This window comes from Streptococcus oralis (assembly GCF_023109315.1).
GTDB classification, from domain to species: domain Bacteria; phylum Bacillota; class Bacilli; order Lactobacillales; family Streptococcaceae; genus Streptococcus; species Streptococcus oralis_BS.
On the sequence record NZ_JALDUF010000006.1, the window covers coordinates 25698 to 47491 of the forward strand.

The 21794-nt window shown below is 43.4% G+C and carries 23 protein-coding genes; all 23 read left to right on the plus strand.

Annotated features, from left to right (window positions below):
* Positions 1-11: 11 nt before the first annotated feature.
* The 23 genes from M1F74_RS07970 to M1F74_RS08085 all read left to right on the plus strand — a co-directional run bounded on the left by M1F74_RS07970 (position 12) and on the right by M1F74_RS08085 (position 21783).
* Positions 12-413, plus strand: a complete 402-nt coding sequence (locus M1F74_RS07970; RefSeq protein ID WP_247946778.1) for a hypothetical protein — start codon at positions 12-14, stop codon at positions 411-413.
* A complete protein-coding gene (locus tag M1F74_RS07975) occupies positions 403-735 on the plus strand; it encodes a putative minor capsid protein (RefSeq protein WP_126420223.1) in 333 nt (110 codons plus the stop codon). Before M1F74_RS07970 ends, M1F74_RS07975 begins: the two co-directional genes overlap by 11 nt.
* On the plus strand, positions 735-1130 hold the full coding sequence (locus M1F74_RS07980) for a minor capsid protein (protein ID WP_247946779.1): 396 nt from the start codon (positions 735-737) through the stop codon (positions 1128-1130). Before M1F74_RS07975 ends, M1F74_RS07980 begins: the two co-directional genes overlap by 1 nt.
* Positions 1127-1531 carry a minor capsid protein gene (locus M1F74_RS07985; protein WP_247946780.1) on the plus strand — a complete coding sequence of 135 codons (405 nt, stop codon included), beginning with the start codon at positions 1127-1129 and terminating at the stop codon, positions 1529-1531. Before M1F74_RS07980 ends, M1F74_RS07985 begins: the two co-directional genes overlap by 4 nt.
* A gap of 3 nt (positions 1532-1534) precedes the next feature.
* On the plus strand, positions 1535-1996 hold the full coding sequence (locus M1F74_RS07990) for a phage tail tube protein (RefSeq protein ID WP_247946781.1): 462 nt from the start codon (positions 1535-1537) through the stop codon (positions 1994-1996).
* 51 nt (positions 1997-2047) lie between these two features.
* Complete coding sequence (locus M1F74_RS07995) at positions 2048-2404, plus strand: hypothetical protein (RefSeq protein WP_247946782.1); 357 nt, start codon at positions 2048-2050, stop codon at positions 2402-2404.
* Between the two features lie 4 nt (positions 2405-2408).
* On the plus strand, positions 2409-3038 hold the full coding sequence (locus tag M1F74_RS08000; protein ID WP_247946783.1) for a Gp15 family bacteriophage protein: 630 nt from the start codon (positions 2409-2411) through the stop codon (positions 3036-3038).
* A gap of 14 nt (positions 3039-3052) precedes the next feature.
* On the plus strand, positions 3053-3661 hold the full coding sequence (locus tag M1F74_RS08005; protein ID WP_247946784.1) for a hypothetical protein: 609 nt from the start codon (positions 3053-3055) through the stop codon (positions 3659-3661).
* Positions 3662-3893: 232 nt separating this feature from the next.
* Positions 3894-6842 (plus strand): tail tape measure protein, encoded by a 2949-nt coding sequence (locus M1F74_RS08010; protein WP_247946785.1) that lies wholly within the window; start codon positions 3894-3896, stop codon positions 6840-6842.
* Complete coding sequence (locus tag M1F74_RS08015; protein ID WP_247946786.1) at positions 6842-8338, plus strand: distal tail protein Dit; 1497 nt, start codon at positions 6842-6844, stop codon at positions 8336-8338. Before M1F74_RS08010 ends, M1F74_RS08015 begins: the two co-directional genes overlap by 1 nt.
* Positions 8338-10950, plus strand: coding sequence for a phage tail spike protein (locus tag M1F74_RS08020; RefSeq protein ID WP_247946787.1), 2613 nt, complete (start codon positions 8338-8340; stop codon positions 10948-10950). Before M1F74_RS08015 ends, M1F74_RS08020 begins: the two co-directional genes overlap by 1 nt.
* 11 nt (positions 10951-10961) lie before the next feature.
* Positions 10962-12992 (plus strand): DUF859 family phage minor structural protein, encoded by a 2031-nt coding sequence (locus tag M1F74_RS08025; RefSeq protein ID WP_247946788.1) that lies wholly within the window; start codon positions 10962-10964, stop codon positions 12990-12992.
* Between the two features lie 17 nt (positions 12993-13009).
* On the plus strand, positions 13010-13615 hold the full coding sequence (locus M1F74_RS08030) for a DUF1366 domain-containing protein (RefSeq protein WP_247946789.1): 606 nt from the start codon (positions 13010-13012) through the stop codon (positions 13613-13615).
* Between the two features lie 11 nt (positions 13616-13626).
* Positions 13627-14043 carry a phage holin family protein gene (locus tag M1F74_RS08035; RefSeq protein WP_247946790.1) on the plus strand — a complete coding sequence of 139 codons (417 nt, stop codon included), beginning with the start codon at positions 13627-13629 and terminating at the stop codon, positions 14041-14043.
* Positions 14044-14046: 3 nt separating this feature from the next.
* Entirely contained in the window at positions 14047-14379 is a 333-nt protein-coding gene (locus M1F74_RS08040) for a phage holin (RefSeq protein ID WP_247946791.1), read from the plus strand.
* Positions 14380-14434: 55 nt separating this feature from the next.
* On the plus strand, positions 14435-15967 hold the full coding sequence (locus M1F74_RS08045) for a collagen-like protein (RefSeq protein ID WP_247946792.1): 1533 nt from the start codon (positions 14435-14437) through the stop codon (positions 15965-15967).
* 18 nt (positions 15968-15985) lie between these two features.
* The gene (locus M1F74_RS10095; RefSeq protein WP_282184759.1) at positions 15986-16852 is read left to right on the plus strand and encodes a CHAP domain-containing protein; all 867 of its coding nucleotides are present in this window, start codon (positions 15986-15988) and stop codon (positions 16850-16852) included.
* A 288-nt stretch (positions 16853-17140) separates the two neighbouring features.
* Positions 17141-17584 carry a dUTP diphosphatase gene (locus M1F74_RS08060; RefSeq protein ID WP_247946793.1) on the plus strand — a complete coding sequence of 148 codons (444 nt, stop codon included), beginning with the start codon at positions 17141-17143 and terminating at the stop codon, positions 17582-17584.
* A gap of 1 nt (position 17585) precedes the next feature.
* Positions 17586-18101, plus strand: coding sequence for a histidine phosphatase family protein (locus M1F74_RS08065; protein WP_185774583.1), 516 nt, complete (start codon positions 17586-17588; stop codon positions 18099-18101).
* Positions 18102-18114: 13 nt separating this feature from the next.
* Positions 18115-19476 (plus strand): DNA repair protein RadA, encoded by a 1362-nt coding sequence (radA, locus tag M1F74_RS08070; protein ID WP_080566762.1) that lies wholly within the window; start codon positions 18115-18117, stop codon positions 19474-19476.
* Between the two features lie 72 nt (positions 19477-19548).
* Positions 19549-20043, plus strand: a complete 495-nt coding sequence (locus tag M1F74_RS08075; RefSeq protein ID WP_247946794.1) for a beta-class carbonic anhydrase — start codon at positions 19549-19551, stop codon at positions 20041-20043.
* Positions 20044-20257: 214 nt separating this feature from the next.
* Positions 20258-21226 (plus strand): ribose-phosphate diphosphokinase, encoded by a 969-nt coding sequence (locus M1F74_RS08080; RefSeq protein ID WP_000010182.1) that lies wholly within the window; start codon positions 20258-20260, stop codon positions 21224-21226.
* Between the two features lie 119 nt (positions 21227-21345).
* A complete protein-coding gene (locus M1F74_RS08085) occupies positions 21346-21783 on the plus strand; it encodes a CoA-binding protein (protein ID WP_033583537.1) in 438 nt (145 codons plus the stop codon).
* Positions 21784-21794 lie beyond the last annotated feature (11 nt).

Here is a 21794-nt window from a genome sequence, read left to right on the forward strand (position 1 = left end):
GAGGTGAATAGATGTCTTACTTAACTAAAGAAGAGTTCACTGAACTCGGTTTTGAGTGCGAGGGCGACTTTTACAAACTCTTAAAGCGTGCCAAGCTCGCTATTGATGCTTTTACAAGAGATTTCTATTTCTTGAATAGCTTTGAAAGCGACAATGAAGCACGAAAAAGAGCGGTCAAGCTCGCTATGGCTTATCAGATAGCTTATTTAGATAGTTCAGGAGTCATGACAGCAGAGGACAAACAGTCTATTGCTAGTATGTCAGTCGGACGGACGTCGGTAAGCTATCGCACAGGCTCACAGAACGGCTCGGGCTCGCTTTCAGTAGCTGAACGATATAATTTATCCAAGGACACGGAGAACTGGCTTCGAATGGCTGGATTTGGCTTTGCGAGGGTTGATTATGATAGATAAGAGAATGCTACCTGATTCTGTGACTATCAAGAAGTCAATCGGAGAGGATAAGTGGGGGAAAGAAACCTATTCTGAACCCCTTTTATTATCTCCTTGTAAATTCGATAGATCCTACTCTCATTCTGGCTCAGGTAATCATCGTAGCGAGTACAATTCCTCAACCGTGATTGTGTATCACAAATATTGCCCCGTGTCGCTCGATAAGAGCTTCATCGGTGGCATTGTCGAAGAGGACGGAGTCAGCTACGTTGTTAAAAACATCATTCCACAGTATCATCCCTTGACGAGTAGGCTTTTAGCTTATGAAATCGAGGTGATTTAGTGGGTGGTGGTGTAAGTGTCAAGATTGACCTGAACGGCGTTAAAAAGAAGGTATCGCCTGAGAACTTCGCAAAGGGTAAGTTGGCCATCGCTAACCAAATGCTACTGGACATGGAGCCATACGTCCCAAAAAGGAAGGGAATTTTAAGATCTAGCGCCCATGTCAGACAAGATTCGGTAGTGTATGTGACACCTTACGCAAGATTGCTATATTATGGCAAGAAGCGGAAAGGGTTCTTTTCTGAGAAACAAAGAAAGTTCTTCTTTGCTAATAAGGAGAAGTTGTTGAGCCAACGGCCAACACCTGGAACTGGTCCGAGGTGGGATAAGAAAGCCGCAGCCCTACACTCTAAGAAATGGGGCGATGTCGGATTGAAAGCGATGGGATTGAAATGAACCAAAACAATGACTTTGTAGATGTCTTGCTTGAGCATATCGAGGGTATTCAAGACAAAATCCCGTCTAAACTTGGTTATTTAACCGAGAAAGAGGGATTGGTCGTCTTTCCTCTCCCTGGTGGAGAGGTTGTAGACGAGGATATGGCTGGAACTCAAACAGTCAGCTTGCCTTTTGAAATTGCTATCAAGTCACGAGATCAGGAATTAAACAATAATACACTGTGGCAGATTAACGCTGCCTTGTCAAAAATGGACCTAGAATTGCCAAGTAAGAATGGCTCTTACGAATTCTTAGGTCTGAAAGTCGACAAGCCTTACTTAAACGATTTAGACGAGCAAGGCTTTTACATTTACTTGCTGGACGTAACTGCCAGCCTTGAAATTGAAAGGAATGAATAACTAATGCCAAAAAATAAAAACGTAAAACGTAAACATTACATTGCGCCTTACAAAGAAGCAACTCCAGACACTCCGCCAACTGCAACAGATTACCTCTGGATTGCTAAAGGCTTCAAGTCATCATCACCAGAGAACGATGAGAAGACAGACGACTTCACAGATTTTGCCGGCGACGGAACACCTGAAGAACAAGTGATCAGTAAGACACGAGGCCGTTCTTTTGAAGGCGTTCGTGATACAGACGACAAGGCTCAGAACTTTATCGCTGATAAAGAAGACGCAGTAGGTGACGAGCTTTTGGTTTGGTACAAGGAGGTTGACGCAACTGGAAAAACTCAATACGAGGGGCCAGCTCGTCTTTCTGGTATCGAAATCGGAGACGGTGAAGCCTCTGAAAATGAAAGTATTAAATTTAAGGTCGTATGGACTCGTAAACCTAAGAAATCAACAGTAGTACCAGGATAATCTAAGGCGTGATAATTCACGCCTTTTTATTTTTTGAAAAGGAGCATAAACATGGTAGTCATTAAAAAAGCTAGTAACATCATCCCTATTGATTTTGGAGAATTCCAACTGGAATATTCAGCAAATGACAAGGGTGTCAAAGAACTTGACTCATTTCTTGATAATTTGAAGAAAGAATGGAAAAAAATGGAAAAACTTTCTGACACGGCAATCGTTAAGAGGGGCAAAGAAATCGTCGAGGACGGGTGGACTCGTCTTTTTGGTGCTGAAGTATTTGAAAAAGTCTTCAAATTCGCAGATGAGGACTCGACGGTCGCATTTAATTATCTGATTCAGACTGTTCTTGGAATTATCAAAGATTACCGAGAACGCAACTCGGAAGATGCATTCAAGAAGTATCTAGCGTGATGCCATGTTAGATATTTCTAGAAAGCTAGTTGATGAGCTTGTTCTAGAAATTGAAGGCAAAGAACAGACTTTCCCTCTGCTCTTATCGTTCGATAGAGTTTTGAAAGTCTTTGAATTGTGGAAAGACGACGAAGTTTCAGACATTATGCGACCTTTCTTTGCGTTGCGGATCCTGACAGGTGTTTCTTTTGATTTTTTGACCGTAAACGAGGCCATGCAAGTGATATTGGCAATCTTTGAAGAACATATACAAAACGGCAAAAGAGAAGATGACGTTGAGTACGACTTGGCAGGTAATGTCATAAAATCCTCGACGTCAACAGAAGAACCACAGAAAAGACTCTACAACGTGAAGCATGACGGAGCTTATATCTTTGCTTCTTTCATGCAAGCCTACAAAATCGACTTAATTGAAGAGATTGGAAAGTTGCACTGGAAAAAATTCAACGCATTACTTGTCGGTTTGCCTGAAGGAACCAAATTTGTAGAGGTCGTGAAGATTCGCTCTTACGAGCCACAAAAAGGTGACAGTCAGGAATACATCGATAATATGCGAAAACTACAAAAAGAATATCGTCTGCCAGACGACGAAGAAGACGAACTGGAAGACGACGACTACGATTATTACGAATAGAAAGGAGGTACACAATGGCAGATGGGAAAGTTGTCATCCAGGTTGACATGGATGGCAATAAGGCACAGTCAGGTGTCGAACGTTTAAAAAGCATGATGGGTGGATTAGCTGAAAGCGGAGAGCGAGTAGGCTCGGTCTTTAAATCGGTTTTAGGTGCTAACATTGTGAGCGGTGCTCTGATTGCAGGGATTCAATCCCTTGGAAATGCCATGAAGAGTGTTTTCGCTACGGCTTTAGACGAAGGAGCCAAGCTCCAACAATCGTTTGGTGGTGTCGACACGCTCTATACAACCGCAGCTGAGTCAGTGAAGCAATATGCGAACGCTGCGGCTTCAGCTGGTATCTCTGCCAATACATACGCAGAGCAAGCCGTTTCATTCGGTGCTAGTTTAAAACAAGCGCTCGGTGGTGACGCAGTGAAGGCTGCACAAATGGCAGACAAGGCTATCATGGCTATGGCCGACAACTCAGCTAAAATGGGTACTGATATCGGTTCAATCCAACAGACATTCCAAGGTTTTGCAAAACAGAACTACACCATGTTGGACAATTTAAAGCTCGGTAGAAAAACCATAGCCGAGTATAAACCTAGTGAAAACGGTGAAACCCTAAGAGTATCTTAGGCAATACCGTGCTAAGCAAGATTTAATCTTGAAAGTGTAACGACTATCGAAACAGAGGAACAATGCTTCCTTAATGGAGTAGAGTAGGCTTAAGCGAGCCGAAGCGCTAGGATGTATTTAATACATAAGAGATAGTCTAATCTCTATGGCGACATAGAGCAGTCTTGAAAAAGACGGTCATAATTTAGCGAATTATGGCGAATGTGTACTGTATGGTGGTACAAAACAAGAAATGGAACGACTTCTTAAAGATGCCAGCAAACTTGAGAGGGCGATGGGTAAGAAGTTTGATATCAACAACTTTGCAGACATCGTAGAAGCTATTGACCTAGTTCAACAAGAATTAGGAGTGGCAGGAGTTGCAGCAGAAGAAGCTCGGACTACTTTCAGTGGCTCGTTTGCAGCAATGAAGGCTTCAGCTTCTAACTTTTTGGCCAACTTGTCACTCGGTCAAGACATCACTCAGTCTTTGAAGGCGTTAGTATCTACTACCTCTACATTCCTGCTAGGCAATTTCTTGCCAATGGTCGGGAATATCATGAGGCAACTTCCACAAGCTGTTGAGACGGCTTTGGCAGAAGCTGGTCCTAAAATTGAACAAGGATTTAAGTCTTTGTTTGCATCACTCGGAGTTGATGAGGGTGTCTTTGACTCATTCAAGGACACTTTCAGAGACGTCATTGTTACGGCTCAGTCCTTGTTTGAGTCTTTCACTGGCGAGGCTAGTGGTTTTGGAAATGTCATCAAAGGTGTAAGCAACATCATTGAAACGGCTAATACCATGATCCAGAACCTAGCAATGGGTTTCCAATTCGCAGTTGAAGCCTTTGAAAATACAGGAGCGATTAAGAGTGCCTATCAAGCCTTTAAGGACTTATCAGAGGCAGCGCTTGACCTTGCAGTCAAGTTAGGCGACGCTATCCCTTGGGATACAATCGGAGAAGCTGCAGGCAAGATTGTAAATTTCGTTTCACAGATGGCGAGTTCATTCGCTAATTTTATCAAAGGACTTGACGCTAACACAATCAGAAATGTAGCGACCGCATTGCTTACCATGGCCGTAGCTCTAAAGAGTATCAAGGCAGGGGTTGCAATCGCTAAAGGATTAAAATCAGCCTTTGATTTCGGAAAAAACATTGTATCGCTGATTGGGAATGTCTTAGGGCTTACTGCTGCTCAAGCTGCAAACGCTGGAGCGAGTGCTGCAATGAGTGCAGGGACGACCGCAGTCGGTACATCAGCTGGAGCAAGTGCTAGTTCAGTCATGAAGTTAGGTGTAGCCGTGCTCATGGTTGGAGCTGGTATCTTAGCAGCTGCAGCAGGTATCTATGTATTGGTTCAAGCTGCTATCCAATTATCAAGTGCTGGAGCTGGTGCACAGATTGCCTTACTTGCAATTGTGGCAGGAATAGCCTTGCTTGCAGTGGGTGCTGCAGCAATCGGCCCAGCCTTAACAGTAGGCGCAGTCGGTATTCTAGCTTTTGGTGCTGCAATCGCTCTAATTGGAGCAGGTGTCGCAGTCGCTGCGCTAGGGATAGCCGTATTAGTTGACGCTATCGCCAATGGTTTCGCCTTGATCATCAACACGATTTCAAGTAATGCGCCTCAGATTATCAGTATTATCCAGGCTATTGCCGATGGTATTCGCACGGCTATGGATGGCATAGCTAACATCATCATCTCTGTAGGTACGGCTATTAACATCGCTCTACAAGGTATTGCCGATATTTTTAAATCAGTTGGAGAGTCAATCTCTACGGCTGCTCAAGGTATCGGTAAGGGCATTGAGAGTGTATTCAATGGCATTTCAACAGTCATCAGCTCAGTTGGTGGTGCAGTTAGAACAGTTTTAGATGGTATTGCTAATGTATTCACGTCGATTGGTACGGCTGCAAGAAATGCAGGTCTAGGTGTAAAGGCAATGGCTGAGGGTATTCAAATCCTTGTGGGTCTCAATTTAGCTGACCTTGCAGGGACTTTGACGGTTGTTTCAGCAGGTCTTGCTGCTATTGCCAACTCAGGCATCGCTACGGCTGGTCCTGGGTTGCAACAAGCAGGAACTGGATTGATGCTGATTGCTACATCAGCTCAACTTGCAAGCCTTGCTTTGCAATCAGTACCTACTGCTCTATCATCACTAAGTACTAGCCTTGGAACATTGCCAGAAACATTGACAAGCGCTGGAGCTTCGGTGAGCGCTTTTGCTTCATCGGTTACGGCTTCCTTTGCAAGCCTTTCTGGATCCGTGTCTAGTATCATGATGTTACAGACAGGTCTGATGTCTTTGGCTACTGCAATGACGATGGCACAGAGCGGTGCTTCAGCGATGTCATCTACTCTAACGATGATTAACGCTTCAGCTTCGTCAGCTTCAGTTTCCATTTCTCAGCTTGCTTCAAGCATAGCTTCAGCAATGACTCAGGCTGTATCATCGGTTCAGTCAAGCATGGCATTGATTGTGTCTTTGATTACACAGTCATCGGTTCAAATGACACAGGCAGGCCAACAGGCAGGTCGCGGAGTTTCTGAAGGGATTACAAACGGCATACGCTCTGGAGTTGGTTCAGCAATGTCAGCGATGGCTACAATGGTCAGCTCTATCCAATCTACAGGGATGAGAGGTGTGTCCACTATGCGCTATGTAGGCTCTATGATTGGTCAAGGTTTAGCAAGTGGTATGTATTCAGCTCTAGGAGCTGTGACAGCTGCAGCTAATGCGCTTGTCGCTCAAGCTGAAAGAGCTGCACAAGCCAAGGCTAAAATCCACAGTCCATCACGACTATTTAGAGACAATGTCGGACGTTATATCTCGCAAGGGGTGGCAGTTGGTATCCTGGCAGATGCTCACAAGGTAGATGATGCCATGGGCGATGTATTCGACCAAATCAAAGCCTTTAACTTTGCGCCAGAAGACATCATCGGAGTAGGGCAATCAAGCCTTACTAAGACTCTCCAGGTCAAATCTGACCTTGACCGTCAAATCAAGGCAAGTGTTAAGGTCGTACAAGAAAAATCTAATCGAATTGTCGAGCAAGCTCTAGAGGTTGCTGAGAAGGCGGTCAAACGACCTGTAAACATGATGATGGAAAGTGGAGTACTTGTCGGACAGATTGGTCAACAGATGACCGAGTTCCAAAACGACAAGCTCATGATCGATAACATGATGAGAGGTAATTATTAATGGACACAGTAATCTATAACAATCATGACCTCTCTGAGGTTATCAAAATAAGCGAAGTAATACGCCCGATAGGAAATGAGAGGAACGTCACGACAAATGACGCTCCTTTTTTAGGCGTTAACGTCCAGGAAGTAAGAACTGGACCTAAAAAAATCAAAATTAAATTTGCCGTTCAGAAAAAAACGGCAAGAGATACCGAGTCAGCCAAGCACGCTTTGGCCACAATCTTGAACACAGACAAGCCTGTTAAGATTACCATTTCAGACGAACCTGGCAAGTATTACATGGGACTTGTCATTGGCTCTGTGGATGTCGACAACGTGGCTAGATGGCTCCAGAAGGGCGAGTTTGAGATTTTAGTTCCTGATGGCGTCGCTCATAGTTCGACTTATAGACGGTTCGACAACGGTCAAGAGTTGCGTGACAAGGTTGTTTTTGACCTAGTCAATAATGGCAACGTCGAGGCTTTTCCAATCGTAACGGTCAAACACAATGCAGAAAATGGCTACATAGGTCTTGTAAATACTAGCGGAGCTTTTGAGGTTGGAGACCGTGAGGAAACCGACACAGGCACCGTCAAGCGCTCTGAGGTCTTGGTTGACTTTAGAGGGGATAGGATTTCAGATGCTTTCAACAGAGCGGTCAAAAACAGAGCAATCACGAACGATAACGGGGAAACTGTGACAGGAGTATCTGAGCTGACTACTCTTTGGAATAAGAAACACATCAAACTGCGAGACCAAGCCACACCTGGCAAGTACGGGAACTATGCTACAGGTCTTTCCTGGGATATTCCAACAGATAGCGCTGGAGGTGTAGGCTCGCTCAATGATTATCTGTTTTGTAAACAGGTATTTCAATCAGGCGGTGCTGATCAGTACGGTTTTATTAAGATAACTGTATCAGACACTAGCGGTCAATTTCTGTACGGTGTCGAGACGTTCAAACGATCTAAAGGGCAAGAATGCGAGTTCAACGTTTTTGGTTCAGACGGCAAAGGGAAGTATAACTTTTTGAAATGTTTCACTTTTACTGGTTCTGACGATAAAAACAAAAATCCGTTTGTCCCATCAAGAGGTCAGTTTGAGCTCAAGCGAAACGCAGAAAGGGTTCAAGTCTACTATAATGGCTCGTATTATAGCTTTGTCATTCCTGAAATCAAGGATAGAAAATCAGCTAAAATCCATGTGACCTTAGGAGCTTATCACGATAAACCTATGGTGTCGCATATGTACGTTGATGAGTTGATGTTTCGTAAGGACTTTGTGCCATCTATTGGAGATGTACCTAATCGGTACCCTATCGGCTCTAATCTCATTGTCAATAGCGAGACGGACTCAGTAACGCTTGACGGAATTGAGAGGACAGTAGACGTCGTTGACGGTTCGCACTGGCTGACTATCCCTCCAGGCAATAGCCGATTGGAAGTCTATTGCTCAAGTTGGATTAAGACCAAGCCTACTATCAAAGTGGAGTTTGAAGAGAGGTATTTGTAATGTTATTAACAATCCATGATTCAAGTTTGAGAAAAGTGGCATTCATTGACAATAACAAGCAAGGAACATTGAATTATTTCAATGATACCTGGACAAGATACCTCGAAACAGGCTCTAGTATCTTTGACTTTACGGTCTTTAAAAAGGCCATTATCTCAGACATCGGACAAAAAAGAGCCTATAACGCTCTAAACGAGAAGGCATTTGTGTCGTTCCATTACAAAGGCAAAACCTACCTGCATACTATCCGAAAAGTCGAGGAAAACGAGAAGGTCATTAAATGCTACGGCATCAACCTAAACCTTGAACTTATCAATGAGTACTCAATTCCTTATAAATCTCCTAAGGCTATGAGCTTCAAGGAGTTTTGCGAGGAGATGGACCTGCTCAACTATACTTTCTTGAAAATCGGTATTAATGAAGTATCAGACAAGAAGATTTCTGCTGAGTGGGAGGGCACAGATACTAAACTGAATAGGCTACTAAGTCTGGCCAAGAAGTTTGGTGCTGAGATTGAATTCGACACAAGGTTGAATGCTGATAGTTCTATCAAGTCATTCACCGTCAATGTCTACCATGAGCATGATGATAACCATCAAGGTGTAGGTCAGTTGAGTCCGACTGTATTGGTTTACGGCAAAAATCTAAAAACCTTAACTCGCACGATTGATAAGACCAGGATCTACAACACTGTAGTACCTACTGGTAAGGATGATAAAGGCAACGTAGTTGATATTAGAGGCCTTGGTCCTTGGTCAGTTAACAACGCAAAGGGCGAGCGTGAGTTTTATCAGTCGGGAGCTGCTTTGTATGCCCCTCTCTCAATGCAGATGTATCCATCTACATTTACTCACTCAACAGGCGATCGTGACCAGTGGACTCGTAAAGACATGACGGTAGAAAGTTCAAATCCTGAGGTCATCCGTTCGATGGCTTACCGTGAACTGAAGAAGAATTGCTACCCTGCAGTCACTTACGAGGCAGAGGGGTTCGCAGATTTAGATATCGGGGATACAGTTAAGGTCTATGATGACGGATTTAACCCTACTCTTTTGCTTGAGATGAGGGTATCTGAGCAAACTATCAGCTTTACCAATCCGAAGAATAATAAGACCACTTTTTCAAACGCAAAAGCGCTTGAGAATAGACTTTCTCAAGGTATTCAGCAACAGCTAGACAGGATGATAGAAGAGGCTAAGCCTTACACAATCAAGCTAGCCACTGACAACGGTATAGCCTTTAAGAACGGTCAAGGACAGACGATTGTGACTCCTACCTTAATGAGAGGGAACAAGGTCATCAACAGTGGATGGCGCTGGGTGGTGAATGGTGTAATCAAGGCTACAAGCTCTAGTTACATTGTGAGAGCTGCCGACATCAACCAAAAGATGGTTTTGACAGTCTCAGCGTGGATTGATAACAAAGAGGTAGCCTCTGACCAGTTGACTCTTATCAATACGTCTGACGGAACGGCAGGAAAAACTCAGTACTTGCATAGAGCTTGGGCCAATTCAGAGGACGGACGTGATGGGTTCAGTACGTCATCAAGCGCCAACAAGCGCTATTTTGGGACTTACACAGATTTTACAGAGGCAGACAGTCAGGATCCTACAAGCTACAACTGGACAGCTCTCTTTGATAATGTGAGGGTTGGCGCTCGTAACTTTGCACTAGGAACTGCTAGAGCAACTATAGGAAATCAAGGGAAAATCTATACACTAGCACAATCAGCTCAGAATTGGCCAACGGTTCAACCACTTTATTTAACGTTTGATTATGTGGCCTCTGAAACCATCAAAGGTTTTAGGCTTAATCGTGTAATTAAGTATAGAAACGGTTCGCCAGAACAGTGGGATTTTACTACTGATGATAAAGCCTTAGGAATACAACACATAGATACTACATCTGTTAAATCTGGCACGTATTCTCAACCTTGGCTGTGGAAACCATACTCAAACGGTAGGACAAGTGATCTAATTGAAGAGATTGCCTTGTATCTAAATTTTGAGAAAGGTTCAGATGGAACGGTCATCATCTCAAATCTAAGAGTCAATACTGGGACAGTCCCTATTGATTGGATACCAGCTCCTGAGGATATTGAGGATAGCCTTAATTCTAAAGCCGATCAAGGGCTAACTCAGGAGCAGCTGAACGCTCTAAATGAGAAAGCTGGAATTATCCAGGCCGAGCTTGAGGCTAAAGCTAGTGCTGACACACTTGATAATTGGATAAAGGCTTATAAGGACTTTGTCAATGCAAATGAGACCGCAAGAGCACAAGCTGAGAAAGATTTGATTTCAGCTAGTCAGCGTGTTTCTAACATTGCTAAGGATCTTGGAGAGCTCTCTGATCGCTGGAATTTCATTGACACCTATATGAGTTCCTCAAATGAGGGGCTTGTCATTGGTAAGAATGATGGTAGCTCTAGCATGATGTTCAACCCTAACGGCCGTATCTCAATGTTTAGCGCTGGTGTAGAAGTTATGTACATCAGTCAAGGGGTCATCCATATTGAAAATGGTATCTTCTCTAAGACTATCCAAATAGGCAGATTTAGAGAAGAGCAGTATCATATCAATCCTGATATGAATGTCATCCGCTACGTTGGATAGAAAGGAGTAAAATGGCTAAATTTAGTAATTCAAGCGGGAGCTTGTATCTCAATGTATATGTAGATCAAGGATCTCAGAGTATCACGGCTAACACTTCAACTGTCAACTGGCGGATGACAGTCAGCCGTACAGGTGCTTATTATACTCACAATAAGCAGGGAGATAGTACGCTGTCACTTAATCTTGACGGTCGTAACGTGCATTACAGCTACCCGACGTGGGAGACATCAGGCGAGGAGTACACTCTTGCTAGTGGGTCAAGTACAATCAGCCACAATGCAGATGGGACTAAAAAGCTCCCTATTTCTTGTACGTTCAATCCTAACAATGGCTTGCATGGGACTATCACAGTATCAGCTAGTCTCAGCCTAACGACTATCCCACGCTCTAGCTCTGTAAGCGTGGGAGCTGGAGTTATTGGTAGTTCAGTTACTATCAACATCAACCGTCAAAGCTCAAGTTTTAAGCACACAGTGCGCTATGCTTGGGCTGGCAAGAGTGGAACGATTGCAACGAATGTAGACACATCTACTAGCTGGACGATCCCTCTTGACTTTGCAAATGACATTCCCAACTCAGCGAGTGGAACAGGTACAATCTATGTAGACACCTACTCAGGCTCTACTAAGACAGGAACGCAGTCAACAACCTTGACCGCTAGCGTACCAAGTAACGTAAAACCCACATTTACAGGAGTTTCCCTGTCAGACTTGAACGGTGCTGCTCAGAACCTTATCCCAAACGGAAACACGTTCATCCAGGTAATCTCTAACATCAAAGTAGCTTTTAATGGCGCAGTCGGTTCTTACGGCTCATCCATCACTGGATACTATGCTGAAATCGTTGGCAAAAACCAGTCTACAAGTTCAAACGGTGGCGGTCTTGGTATTATGAACTATCACGGCACCATCAACATCAGAGCAAGAGTCTCGGATAGCCGTGGTAGATGGTCTGATACTAAAGAGGTATCTGTAACCGTGCTTGAGTATTTTGCTCCAGCATTGAGCTTTAGCATTGCAAGAACGGGCTCAACCTCTAGCACATTAACAGTCACACGAAATGCCAAGATAGCGCCTTTGGCTGTCTCAGGTAGTCAAAAAAATACAATGACCCTGACATTCAAGGTTGCAAGACTTGGGACTACTAACTTTCAAGTAGACACAGGACCAGCCACTGGATCCTGGACAAGTATCTCAACCCTAGTCAACTCTCAGGCTAACCTAGCTGGCAATTATCTAGCTAATCAGTCATGGGTCGTCATTGGTACACTAGAGGACAAGTTCACACGGTCTGATTTCATGGTCAACGTGGCCACGGAAAGCGTGGTTTTGTCTTATGACAGGTCAGGAGTTGGGGTCAACAAAATCCGTGAGCGTGGTGCTCTTGACGTAAAAGGGGACATCTTTGTAGATGACAAACCTATTCAGCAGTATCGACTGACTGATAATAACGGGGGCCTAAGTAGAGGTAGTGCTCAATGGAACGACGTTTGGAATAAGCAAGGAACTGAGTTCGGTTGGAGAAGTGATAAATATGACGACAATCCTACTGGCAACGATTGGGGTCTGTATCAAAATTTTTGGCTTGATAGCTGGAAAGGCGTCCAATTTTTCACAGGGGTAACATCAAATAGGTTTTTCTTTAGGACTTACAACAATGACAGTAGATGGAGACCATCTCAATGGAAAGAGATCGCTACTAAAGATGACATCCAAAAATATACTCAAGACTCTACTTGGCAAGTCCTACCTTTGCAAAACGGCTGGGTACATCATCCTGATTATGACAAAGTTCAGTACTCAAAAACATTTGATGGAGTGGTTTACATCAGAGGCACGGCTTACAAAGGCAGAACAACAAAAGAGACAGTTATTGGTGTCTTACCTGTCGGATTTAGACCTAAACAAACTATGTTTGTATCAGCTCTAAATAATAGCTATGGCACGGCTGTTTTAGGTCTCTATTCGAGCGGTAACATAGTCGTCAAGGGAAACGTTGACGCTGATTGGCTCAATTTTGACAATATTTCATTTAAAATTTAAAAACGAAAGGAAACTATATGAAATTAGAATACGGTTCAAAATCTTTAGAATACGACGGAAGTGGTGCAGTATCAGCCACTAAGGTCACATTGATCAATGCAAGTGGGGCAAATGTACCAATCTTGCTACCAGCTGATAAAATCAGCTTATCAAACACAGAGCTTTTTGAATTAGCTCTGGAGTCGATCTATGAGGAGAATTTCCCAAACCGAGCAGAAAACGAAAAATTCAGCAAGGTAGCTCAAGAACTCCAAAAGAACAAAGAGGCAGCGGCTCAAGCTGAGCAAGCAGCAACAGAAACTAAAGAAAATCTTGACACGGTATCAGCTATCACTGAGGTCTTGATTGCCTTGGCAGTATCTCAAAATGGTGGTATGCCTACCCATGCTTATGGCAAGGTCGCAGCATTCATCAAGCCACTTGCTAAGGACACACGCTACTCAAACGGGGACATCATCTCAGGTGCTTATCCATTTGATACTAATGCAAAATGGCCAAAAGGCACACAAACTATCTTTAAGTTCCAAATGCAAGCCACTGAGGGCTATACTTACAAAGAGCAATCACTTGCTGAGATGTTGCAGCAAGGTGTCTTGACGATTGTTATGCCTCGTATTGAGTAATAGGAGGTTGTATGCAAATCGAATTTTTTAATTTTTTCAGAAGCGTAGTCCAGACTGAAGATGGTCTGGTCTTGTACGCTCTTTCTTTGATTGTTTTAATGGAAATCATTGATTTCCTGACTGGAACGATTGCTGCTATCGCAAACCCTGACATCGAGTACAAGAGTAAAATCGGTATCAATGGACTCCTTCGTAAGATTTTAGGGGTCCTCTTGCTGATGATCCTCATCCCGATGTCCGTTCTACTTCCTGAAAAAACAGGCTTCGCATTCTTGTACTCGATTTATCTCGGTTACATCGCATTTACTTTTCAATCACTTATTGAAAATTACCGCAAACTAAAAGGAAATATCACTCTTTTTCAGCCAATTTTAAAAGCGTTTCAGCGCTTGCTCGAGAAAGATGATGATAAAAACAAAGGAGAATAACAAATGCAACAAATCAATGAAATCATTATCAATTCAGCAATTAGCATTCTTGTCATTTTAGCTGGCATTGCAGTCAAAACTGTTAAAGAGTACCTTATTAAAAAAGGCGGTGAGAATACCGTCAAAATTGTCGAAATCTTAGCCCGAAATGCCGTCAACGCAGTTGAGCAAGTATCAGCTGAAACTGGCTACAAAGGTGAAGAGAAGTTAGAACAAGCTCGAATTAAAATTCGGGCAGAACTTAACAAGTATAATATCGGCATGACCGACAAAGACCTGGATACTTTCGTTGAATCTGCAGTCAAGCAGATGAATGATGCATGGTCTGAAAAATAAATCAAGAGAACCTTTTTAGGTTCTCTTTCTTTTTTACTAGAAAGGAGGTTAGCATTTGAAAAAGGCCATAAAAAAAGATACGGACATTTGTGTAAATGTCCGAGATGGCGCTGACAAAGTAAGCGAGGAATTCTACTCGCATGACAAGAATAGCGCTTTTATTGACTTGACCTTGAACAGTATCAACGCTGAGAAAGTGACCGTCTTATTCCACTTCAAGAAAACAAATCGCTTTTTGGAAGTTGTCGGAACGGTTGAAGATAAGCACGTTTCTATCCCATTTGATACATCGATGATCACGACTGACGAAACTGTGACTGGTTTTGTCTATGCTGAAAAAGATCTGCAATCTGCAGACCTTTTCAGGTTCTCGTTTGGTGTACGCGTTTCTGAAATCGACAAGCTCGACGGTGCCCCTGTTATCGAGAAGGAAACTAAACGCATTGTGGCAGTGACTGATATTGTGACCAAGTTGGAATTAGAGGAAGCGCTGAAGCATATCAAGATTGAAGGTGCGACCTATGACGACTCAGAAGTCATTCGACGGTTAGCACTGCTAGAAGCCAAGCCTGAAATCGACACGAATCAGTTCGCTACTAAGGAAGAGCTGCAGAATATTTCTCTTACTCCTGGACCTCCAGGTCCGCCTGGAGAAAATGGTCCTCAAGGACCACAGGGGCTTCAAGGGTTACAAGGCCTACCTGGTCCTCAAGGACTTCAAGGCGAGCGTGGGCTCGATGGACAACCCGGTCCGAAAGGTGAGCAAGGTTTAACAGGACAACCAGGACCAAAAGGGGATATCGGACCTATTGGACCGAGAGGAGAACAGGGACCAATCGGACCTGCTGGACCACAAGGACCTGTCGGGCCTACTGGACCTAGAGGTGAAAATGGACGTGACGGAGTAGGCATTCCTCAAAAGATATCTTTAGCTGGAAACACGCTTATTCTATCGGACGGAGGAGGCAGCGTAACCTTACCGGCAAATGCCCCGGCAAACACTAGCGGGCAAGTATCTGAGTATGAGATACACGGTGTCGGGATGCCTAATGGTCGAGTTACCGCCCCTGTTGGGACTACCTATGTTGATACTGCTGTTACAAACAAGGCTCTCAAGTGGATCAAACGTTTCGGTTCGGATAACCAAGGATGGCAGGTTCTAATGGGTGACACTGGATGGATAAACCTCCCTATTGTGTCAAAACTAGGAGCTTCTTATTTAAAAATCAGACGTGTAAATAACATGGTTACTTACCAATTTGGTGGGTTAAGTTGGGGCTGGTTTGGTATTGTAAGACGGGGAGGTCCCGGATATGTCTTACAACCTAGTGACCGTGACCGAAATTGTTTCATTTTAGGTTTAGGTGGAATACCTCAAGGTTTCCGTTCCGAGTTCAGTCTTATTGGAGGTATATACAATGACGCAGGAACGCCCTACGGGACATGGTATTTAGGAGGAAGTGGAGATGGTAATATGCTGAGACTTCAGTTTACTGACCCAGTGCCTACCAATAAAGATATTGGAGATATCCGTGTTAGCTCAATAATGTACTTAACGGACGAACCTTGGCCTACAAGGTTACCTTAAAACGAAAAAGGAGAATAAATGAGTAAAATTAATGAAATGATCCAATTCTTTATCGATAAAGCAGACGCTGGTGCTGGTGTCGATTATGATGGAATGTATGGATACCAGTGCGCAGACTTGACGTGTATGGGCGTTTATAAATTCTTTGGTGCTCGACTTTGGGGGAATGCTATTGACTTACTACGTTCAGCAGAAGCAGCAGGCTTACAAGTGGTTTATGGGGCACAGTATCCAAAGGCTGGTTGGTTCTTCGTCAAGAACTTCGTAGCAGGCGACGGTGTGAACTACGGTCACACTGGCCTTGTTTACGAAGATTCAGACGGCTCTACAATCAAGACCATTGAACAGAATATCGATGGCAACTGGGACTATCTCGATGTCGGTGGCCCTTGTCGATATTATGAACGTTCAGTAAATTCGATTGTAGGCTATATCGTGCCGCCTCAAGAAGACCAAACTGGCTGGAAACACGACGATACTGGTTGGTGGTGGAGCCGTAAAGATGGCTCATACCCTACCTCAAAATTTGAAGCGATTAATGGCAACTGGTTCTATTTCGACGAGTCAGGCTATATGTATGCTAATCGTTGGTTAAAACACACAGATGGCTATTGGTATTGGTTCGATAAGGACGGATACATGGCCAATACTGGTTGGAAGAAAATCAATGGAAAATGGTACTACTTCAATGCAGATGGTGCCATGCAGACTGGCTGGGTGAAATACTATGAAAAGTGGTATTACCTGGATGCTCAAAATGGCGATATGAAATCAGACTGCTTCGTGCCGTATAATGGTGGCTACTATCTCATGCTTGAAGATGGCCGATTGGCTGAGAAAGCAGAATTTACAATCGAGCCTGACGGCTTGATTACTACCAAATAAAAAATATAGAAAGAAGTTCAAAATTTAATTACACTTGACCGCAGGCTCACGCTTGCGGTTTTTTTTGTTTGTAAAAGGGGCAAAAAAGGGGCAAAAATGTCGTAAATGTCTGTAAAATGATGTAAAAAGTCAACTTTGTTCTCGCTTTAAAGCTCTAAATTTCAACGTATTGTGAAACAGTGTAAATTATCGTATCTTCATAAGCTGTTGTGTGCTCTTTTTTCGTGCTTTTTTCGAATAAATAAGATAAAATAGCCTAGAATAAATGATAATAGAAAAGAGAAGATTATGAAAATTCGTGGTTTTGAATTGGTTTCTACTTTTACAGATGAAAATTTATTGCCGAAGCGTGAGACAGCGCATGCAGCAGGTTACGATTTAAAGGTAGCAGAACGTACGGTGATTGCCCCGGGTGAGATTGTCTTAGTTCCGACAGGTGTTAAGGCCTATATGCAGCCGACAGAAGTGCTTTATCTTTATGACCGTTCATCAAATCCTCGTAAGAAGGGCTTGGTCTTGATTAACTCTGTTGGGGTCATTGATGGGGATTATTATGGAAATCCTGGAAATGAGGGACATATCTTTGCGCAGATGAGAAACATTACTGACCAGGAAGTGGTTCTTGAAGTTGGGGAACGTGTGGTTCAGGCTGTCTTTGCACCATTTTTAATCGCAGATGGAGATGAGGCAGACGGCGTGCGAACTGGTGGATTTGGATCAACAGGGCACTAAGATGAAGATTATCTTTGTACGTCATGGGGAGCCAGATTACCGTGAGTTAGAGGAACGTTCTTATACAGGTTTTGGGATGGATTTGGCCCCCTTATCTGAGAAGGGACGACAACAAGCTCAGGAACTTTGCCAAAATCCCTTACTACAATCAGCTAACTTACTAGTGACTTCAGCAGTAACGAGAGCTTTAGAAACGGCTTCTTATGTTTCTTGTGCTACTGGCCTTCCTTTGAGGGTGGAGCCTTTGTTACACGAATGGCAGGTTTATGAAACAGGTATAGAGAACTTTGAAAGAGCTAGATGTCTTTTTTTAGAAAACAAGGGGGAGTTGCTTCCTAATAGTTCTATTCAATATGAGACAGCTGCGGAGATGAAGTCTCGTTTTCTAGAATGCATGACTAAGTATCGAGAACATCAGACTGTGGTAGTTGTCGCTCATCGAATGCTCATGCGCCAGTTTGTACCTAATGAAAAAATTGATTTTTGCCAAGTGATAGAGTGTGAGATAGAGATTTAGAAAGAGGTTTATCATCGCAAAGAAAAAAGCGACATTTGTATGTCAAAATTGTGGGTATAATTCCCCTAAATATCTGGGACGTTGTCCTAACTGTGGGTCTTGGTCTTCTTTTGTAGAAGAGGTTGAGGTTGCAGAGGTCAAGAATGCGCGTGTGTCCTTGACAGGTGAGAAAACCAAGCCTATGAAACTGGCTGAGGTGACTTCAATCAACGTCAATCGAACCAAGACGGAGATGGAGGAATTTAACCGTGTGCTTGGAGGTGGAGTGGTACCAGGGAGTCTCGTCCTTATCGGTGGGGATCCAGGAATCGGGAAATCAACCCTTCTCCTACAAGTTTCAACCCAGTTGTCCCAAGTGGGTACGGTTCTCTATGTCAGTGGGGAGGAGTCTGCTCAGCAGATTAAGCTACGAGCAGAGCGCTTGGGAGATATTGATAGCGAGTTTTATCTCTATGCAGAAACCAATATGCAGAGCGTTCGAGCTGAGGTGGAGCGCATCCAACCAGATTTTCTCATCATCGACTCTATCCAGACCATTATGTCTCCTGAAATTTCAGGGGTGCAGGGGTCTGTTTCTCAGGTGCGTGAGGTGACAGCTGAACTCATGCAGTTGGCGAAGACTAATAACATTGCTATTTTTATCGTAGGGCATGTGACCAAGGAAGGAACCTTGGCTGGTCCACGTATGTTGGAACATATGGTGGATACGGTGCTTTACTTTGAAGGGGAACGTCACCATACCTTTCGTATCTTGAGAGCAGTCAAAAATCGTTTTGGTTCCACTAATGAGATTGGCATCTTTGAGATGCAGTCGGGCGGATTGGTTGAGGTGCTCAATCCGAGTCAAGTTTTCCTAGAGGAGCGTTTGGATGGAGCTACTGGCTCGTCAATCGTTGTGACCATGGAAGGGACCCGTCCGATTTTAGCGGAGGTTCAGGCTTTGGTAACACCAACCATGTTTGGAAATGCTAAGCGCACAACGACAGGACTTGATTTCAATCGTGCTAGTCTGATTATGGCTGTTTTAGAAAAACGGGCAGGGCTTCTCTTGCAAAATCAGGATGCCTATCTCAAATCTGCTGGTGGTGTGAAATTGGATGAGCCTGCCATTGACTTAGCCGTCGCAGTGGCTATTGCCTCTAGTTACAAGGACAAGCCTACCAACCCTCAGGAATGTTTTGTGGGTGAACTGGGCTTGACCGGAGAAATTCGACGCGTGAATCGTATCGAACAACGCATCAATGAAGCTGCAAAACTGGGCTTTACCAAGATTTATGTACCCAAGAATTCCTTGACAGGAATCACTCCGCCCAAGAAAATTCAGGTGATTGGTGTGACTACCATTCAGGAGGTTTTGAAAAAGGTCTTTGCATAATCCGTGACAAATCTTCTTAAAAATGATAAGATAGGAGAAATATTTGGCTATCAAATTTTCAAGGAGGGAATCGTGTCGTATTTTGAACAGTTTATGCAAGCCAATCAGGCTTATGTTGCCCTACACGGACAGTTAAATCTGCCAATCAAACCCAAAACCAGAGTGGCTATTGTGACCTGCATGGACTCACGTCTGCACGTTGCGCAAGCTCTAGGTTTGGCACTTGGAGATGCACATATCTTGCGGAATGCGGGTGGTCGAGTAACTGAAGACATGATTCGTTCACTGGTGATTTCCCAGCAACAAATGGGGACAAGAGAGATTGTAGTGCTTCACCATACAGACTGTGGAGCTCAAACCTTTCAAAATGAAAGTTTTCATGAACAGTTGAAACACGAGCTCGGAGTTGATGTATCTGATCAAGATTTTTTACCATTCCAGGATGTTGAAGAGAGTGTGAGAGAGGATATGCAGTTGCTTCGAAAATCTCCACTGATTCCTGATGATGTGGTTATATCAGGTGCTGTTTATGATGTGGATACAGGAAGTATGAGAGAAGTATACTAACTTTGTCTCGAAAAAATCTCATCCTAGCATAAAATCGATTTTTAAAATGTAGGATTTTTAGTTTTAATATAGCTAATATAAAATAGCAAAAAACGAGGGTATAAATGTTTGCCCTTGTTTTATTTTTGATTGAAAAATAAAGGAAAAAGCGCTACAATGGTAAATGGAAAATGTTGTGTAAAAAACAAGTGATACATAAATACCGGAGGAAATCATGTCTTTTTCTGATTTAAAGCTGTTTGCCCTTTCTTCTAATAGAGAATTGGCAGAGCGTGTGGCGCAAGAAATTGGGATAGAGTTGGGGAAATCGACTGTTCGCCAATTTTCAGATGGGGAGATTCAGGTCAACATCGAAGAATCAATCCGTGGAAAACACGTCTTTATCCTACAATCAACGAGTTCACCTGTAAATGACAATCTACTCGAAATTTTGATTATGGTAGATGCCTTGAAGCGTGCCAGTGCAGAATCTGTCAACGTTGTCATGCCTTACTACGGATATGCACGTCAGGATAGAAAGGCGCGTGCGCGTGAGCCGATCACTTCAAAACTTGTTGCAAATATGCTAGAAGTGGCTGGAGTGGATCGTTTGTTGACGATTGATTTGCATGCTGCACAGATTCAGGGATTCTTTGATATTCCAGTAGATCACTTGATGGGTGCTCCATTGATTGCGGACTATTTTGAACGTCGTGGTATGGTTGGCTCTGACTATGTCGTTGTCAGTCCAGACCATGGTGGGGTGACTCGTGCTCGTAAATTGGCAGAGTTTTTGAAAACTCCGATTGCGATTATTGACAAACGCCGTAGTGTAGACAAGATGAATACCAGTGAAGTGATGAATATTATCGGTAAGGTAGAAGGTAAGACTTGTATCTTGATTGACGATATGATTGATACAGCTGGAACGATTTGTCATGCAGCGGATGCTCTTGCTGAAGCAGGTGCTGTTGAAGTATATGCAAGCTGTACGCACCCAGTTCTTTCAGGGCCAGCTATGGATAATATCCAAAAATCAGCTATTAAAAAATTGGTTGTTTTGGATACCATCTACCTGCCAGAAGAGCGTTTGATTGATAAGATTGAACAGATCTCTATTGCCCACCTCTTAGGAGATGCCATCGTTCGTATCCACGAAAAACGTCCTCTTTCTCCTCTATTTTGTATTGAGAAAAAGATTTAATCTTTCACTTGAAGTAGACAGAACTCCTAGCAGGCTTCTTTTCTTGCTAGGAGATTTTTATAGTCAAAACCTGCAAGCCTTTTCAAAATGTGCTATACTGAGAAAAAAGGAGAATTTCTATGAGTCAAGAATTTATCAATCCAAGTGATGGTGTAATCCGTCAGTATCTGGCGACCAGTAAAACGTTAGCGGTAGTGGGTTTGTCTGACCGTGAGGAAACAACTAGTAATCGAGTAACCAAGGAAATGCAAGCTCGGGGCTATAAAATCATTCCAGTTAATCCCAAGGCTGCAGGTGGGGAAATCTTGGGAGAAAAGGCTTATGCGAGTCTAGCTGAGATTCCTTTTCCTGTGGACATTGTCAATGTATACCGACGGAGCGAGTTTTTGCCAGATGTGGCGCGTGATTTTCTCAAGGCTGATGCCAAGATTTTTTGGGCGCAATTAGGACTTGAAAATCTAGAAGCGGAAGAAATCTTGCGTGCTGGAGGATGCGATGACATCGTGATGAATCGCTGTATCAAGAGAGAACATACTCGCTTAATTCTTGAGCAATAAAAAGGTAGCCA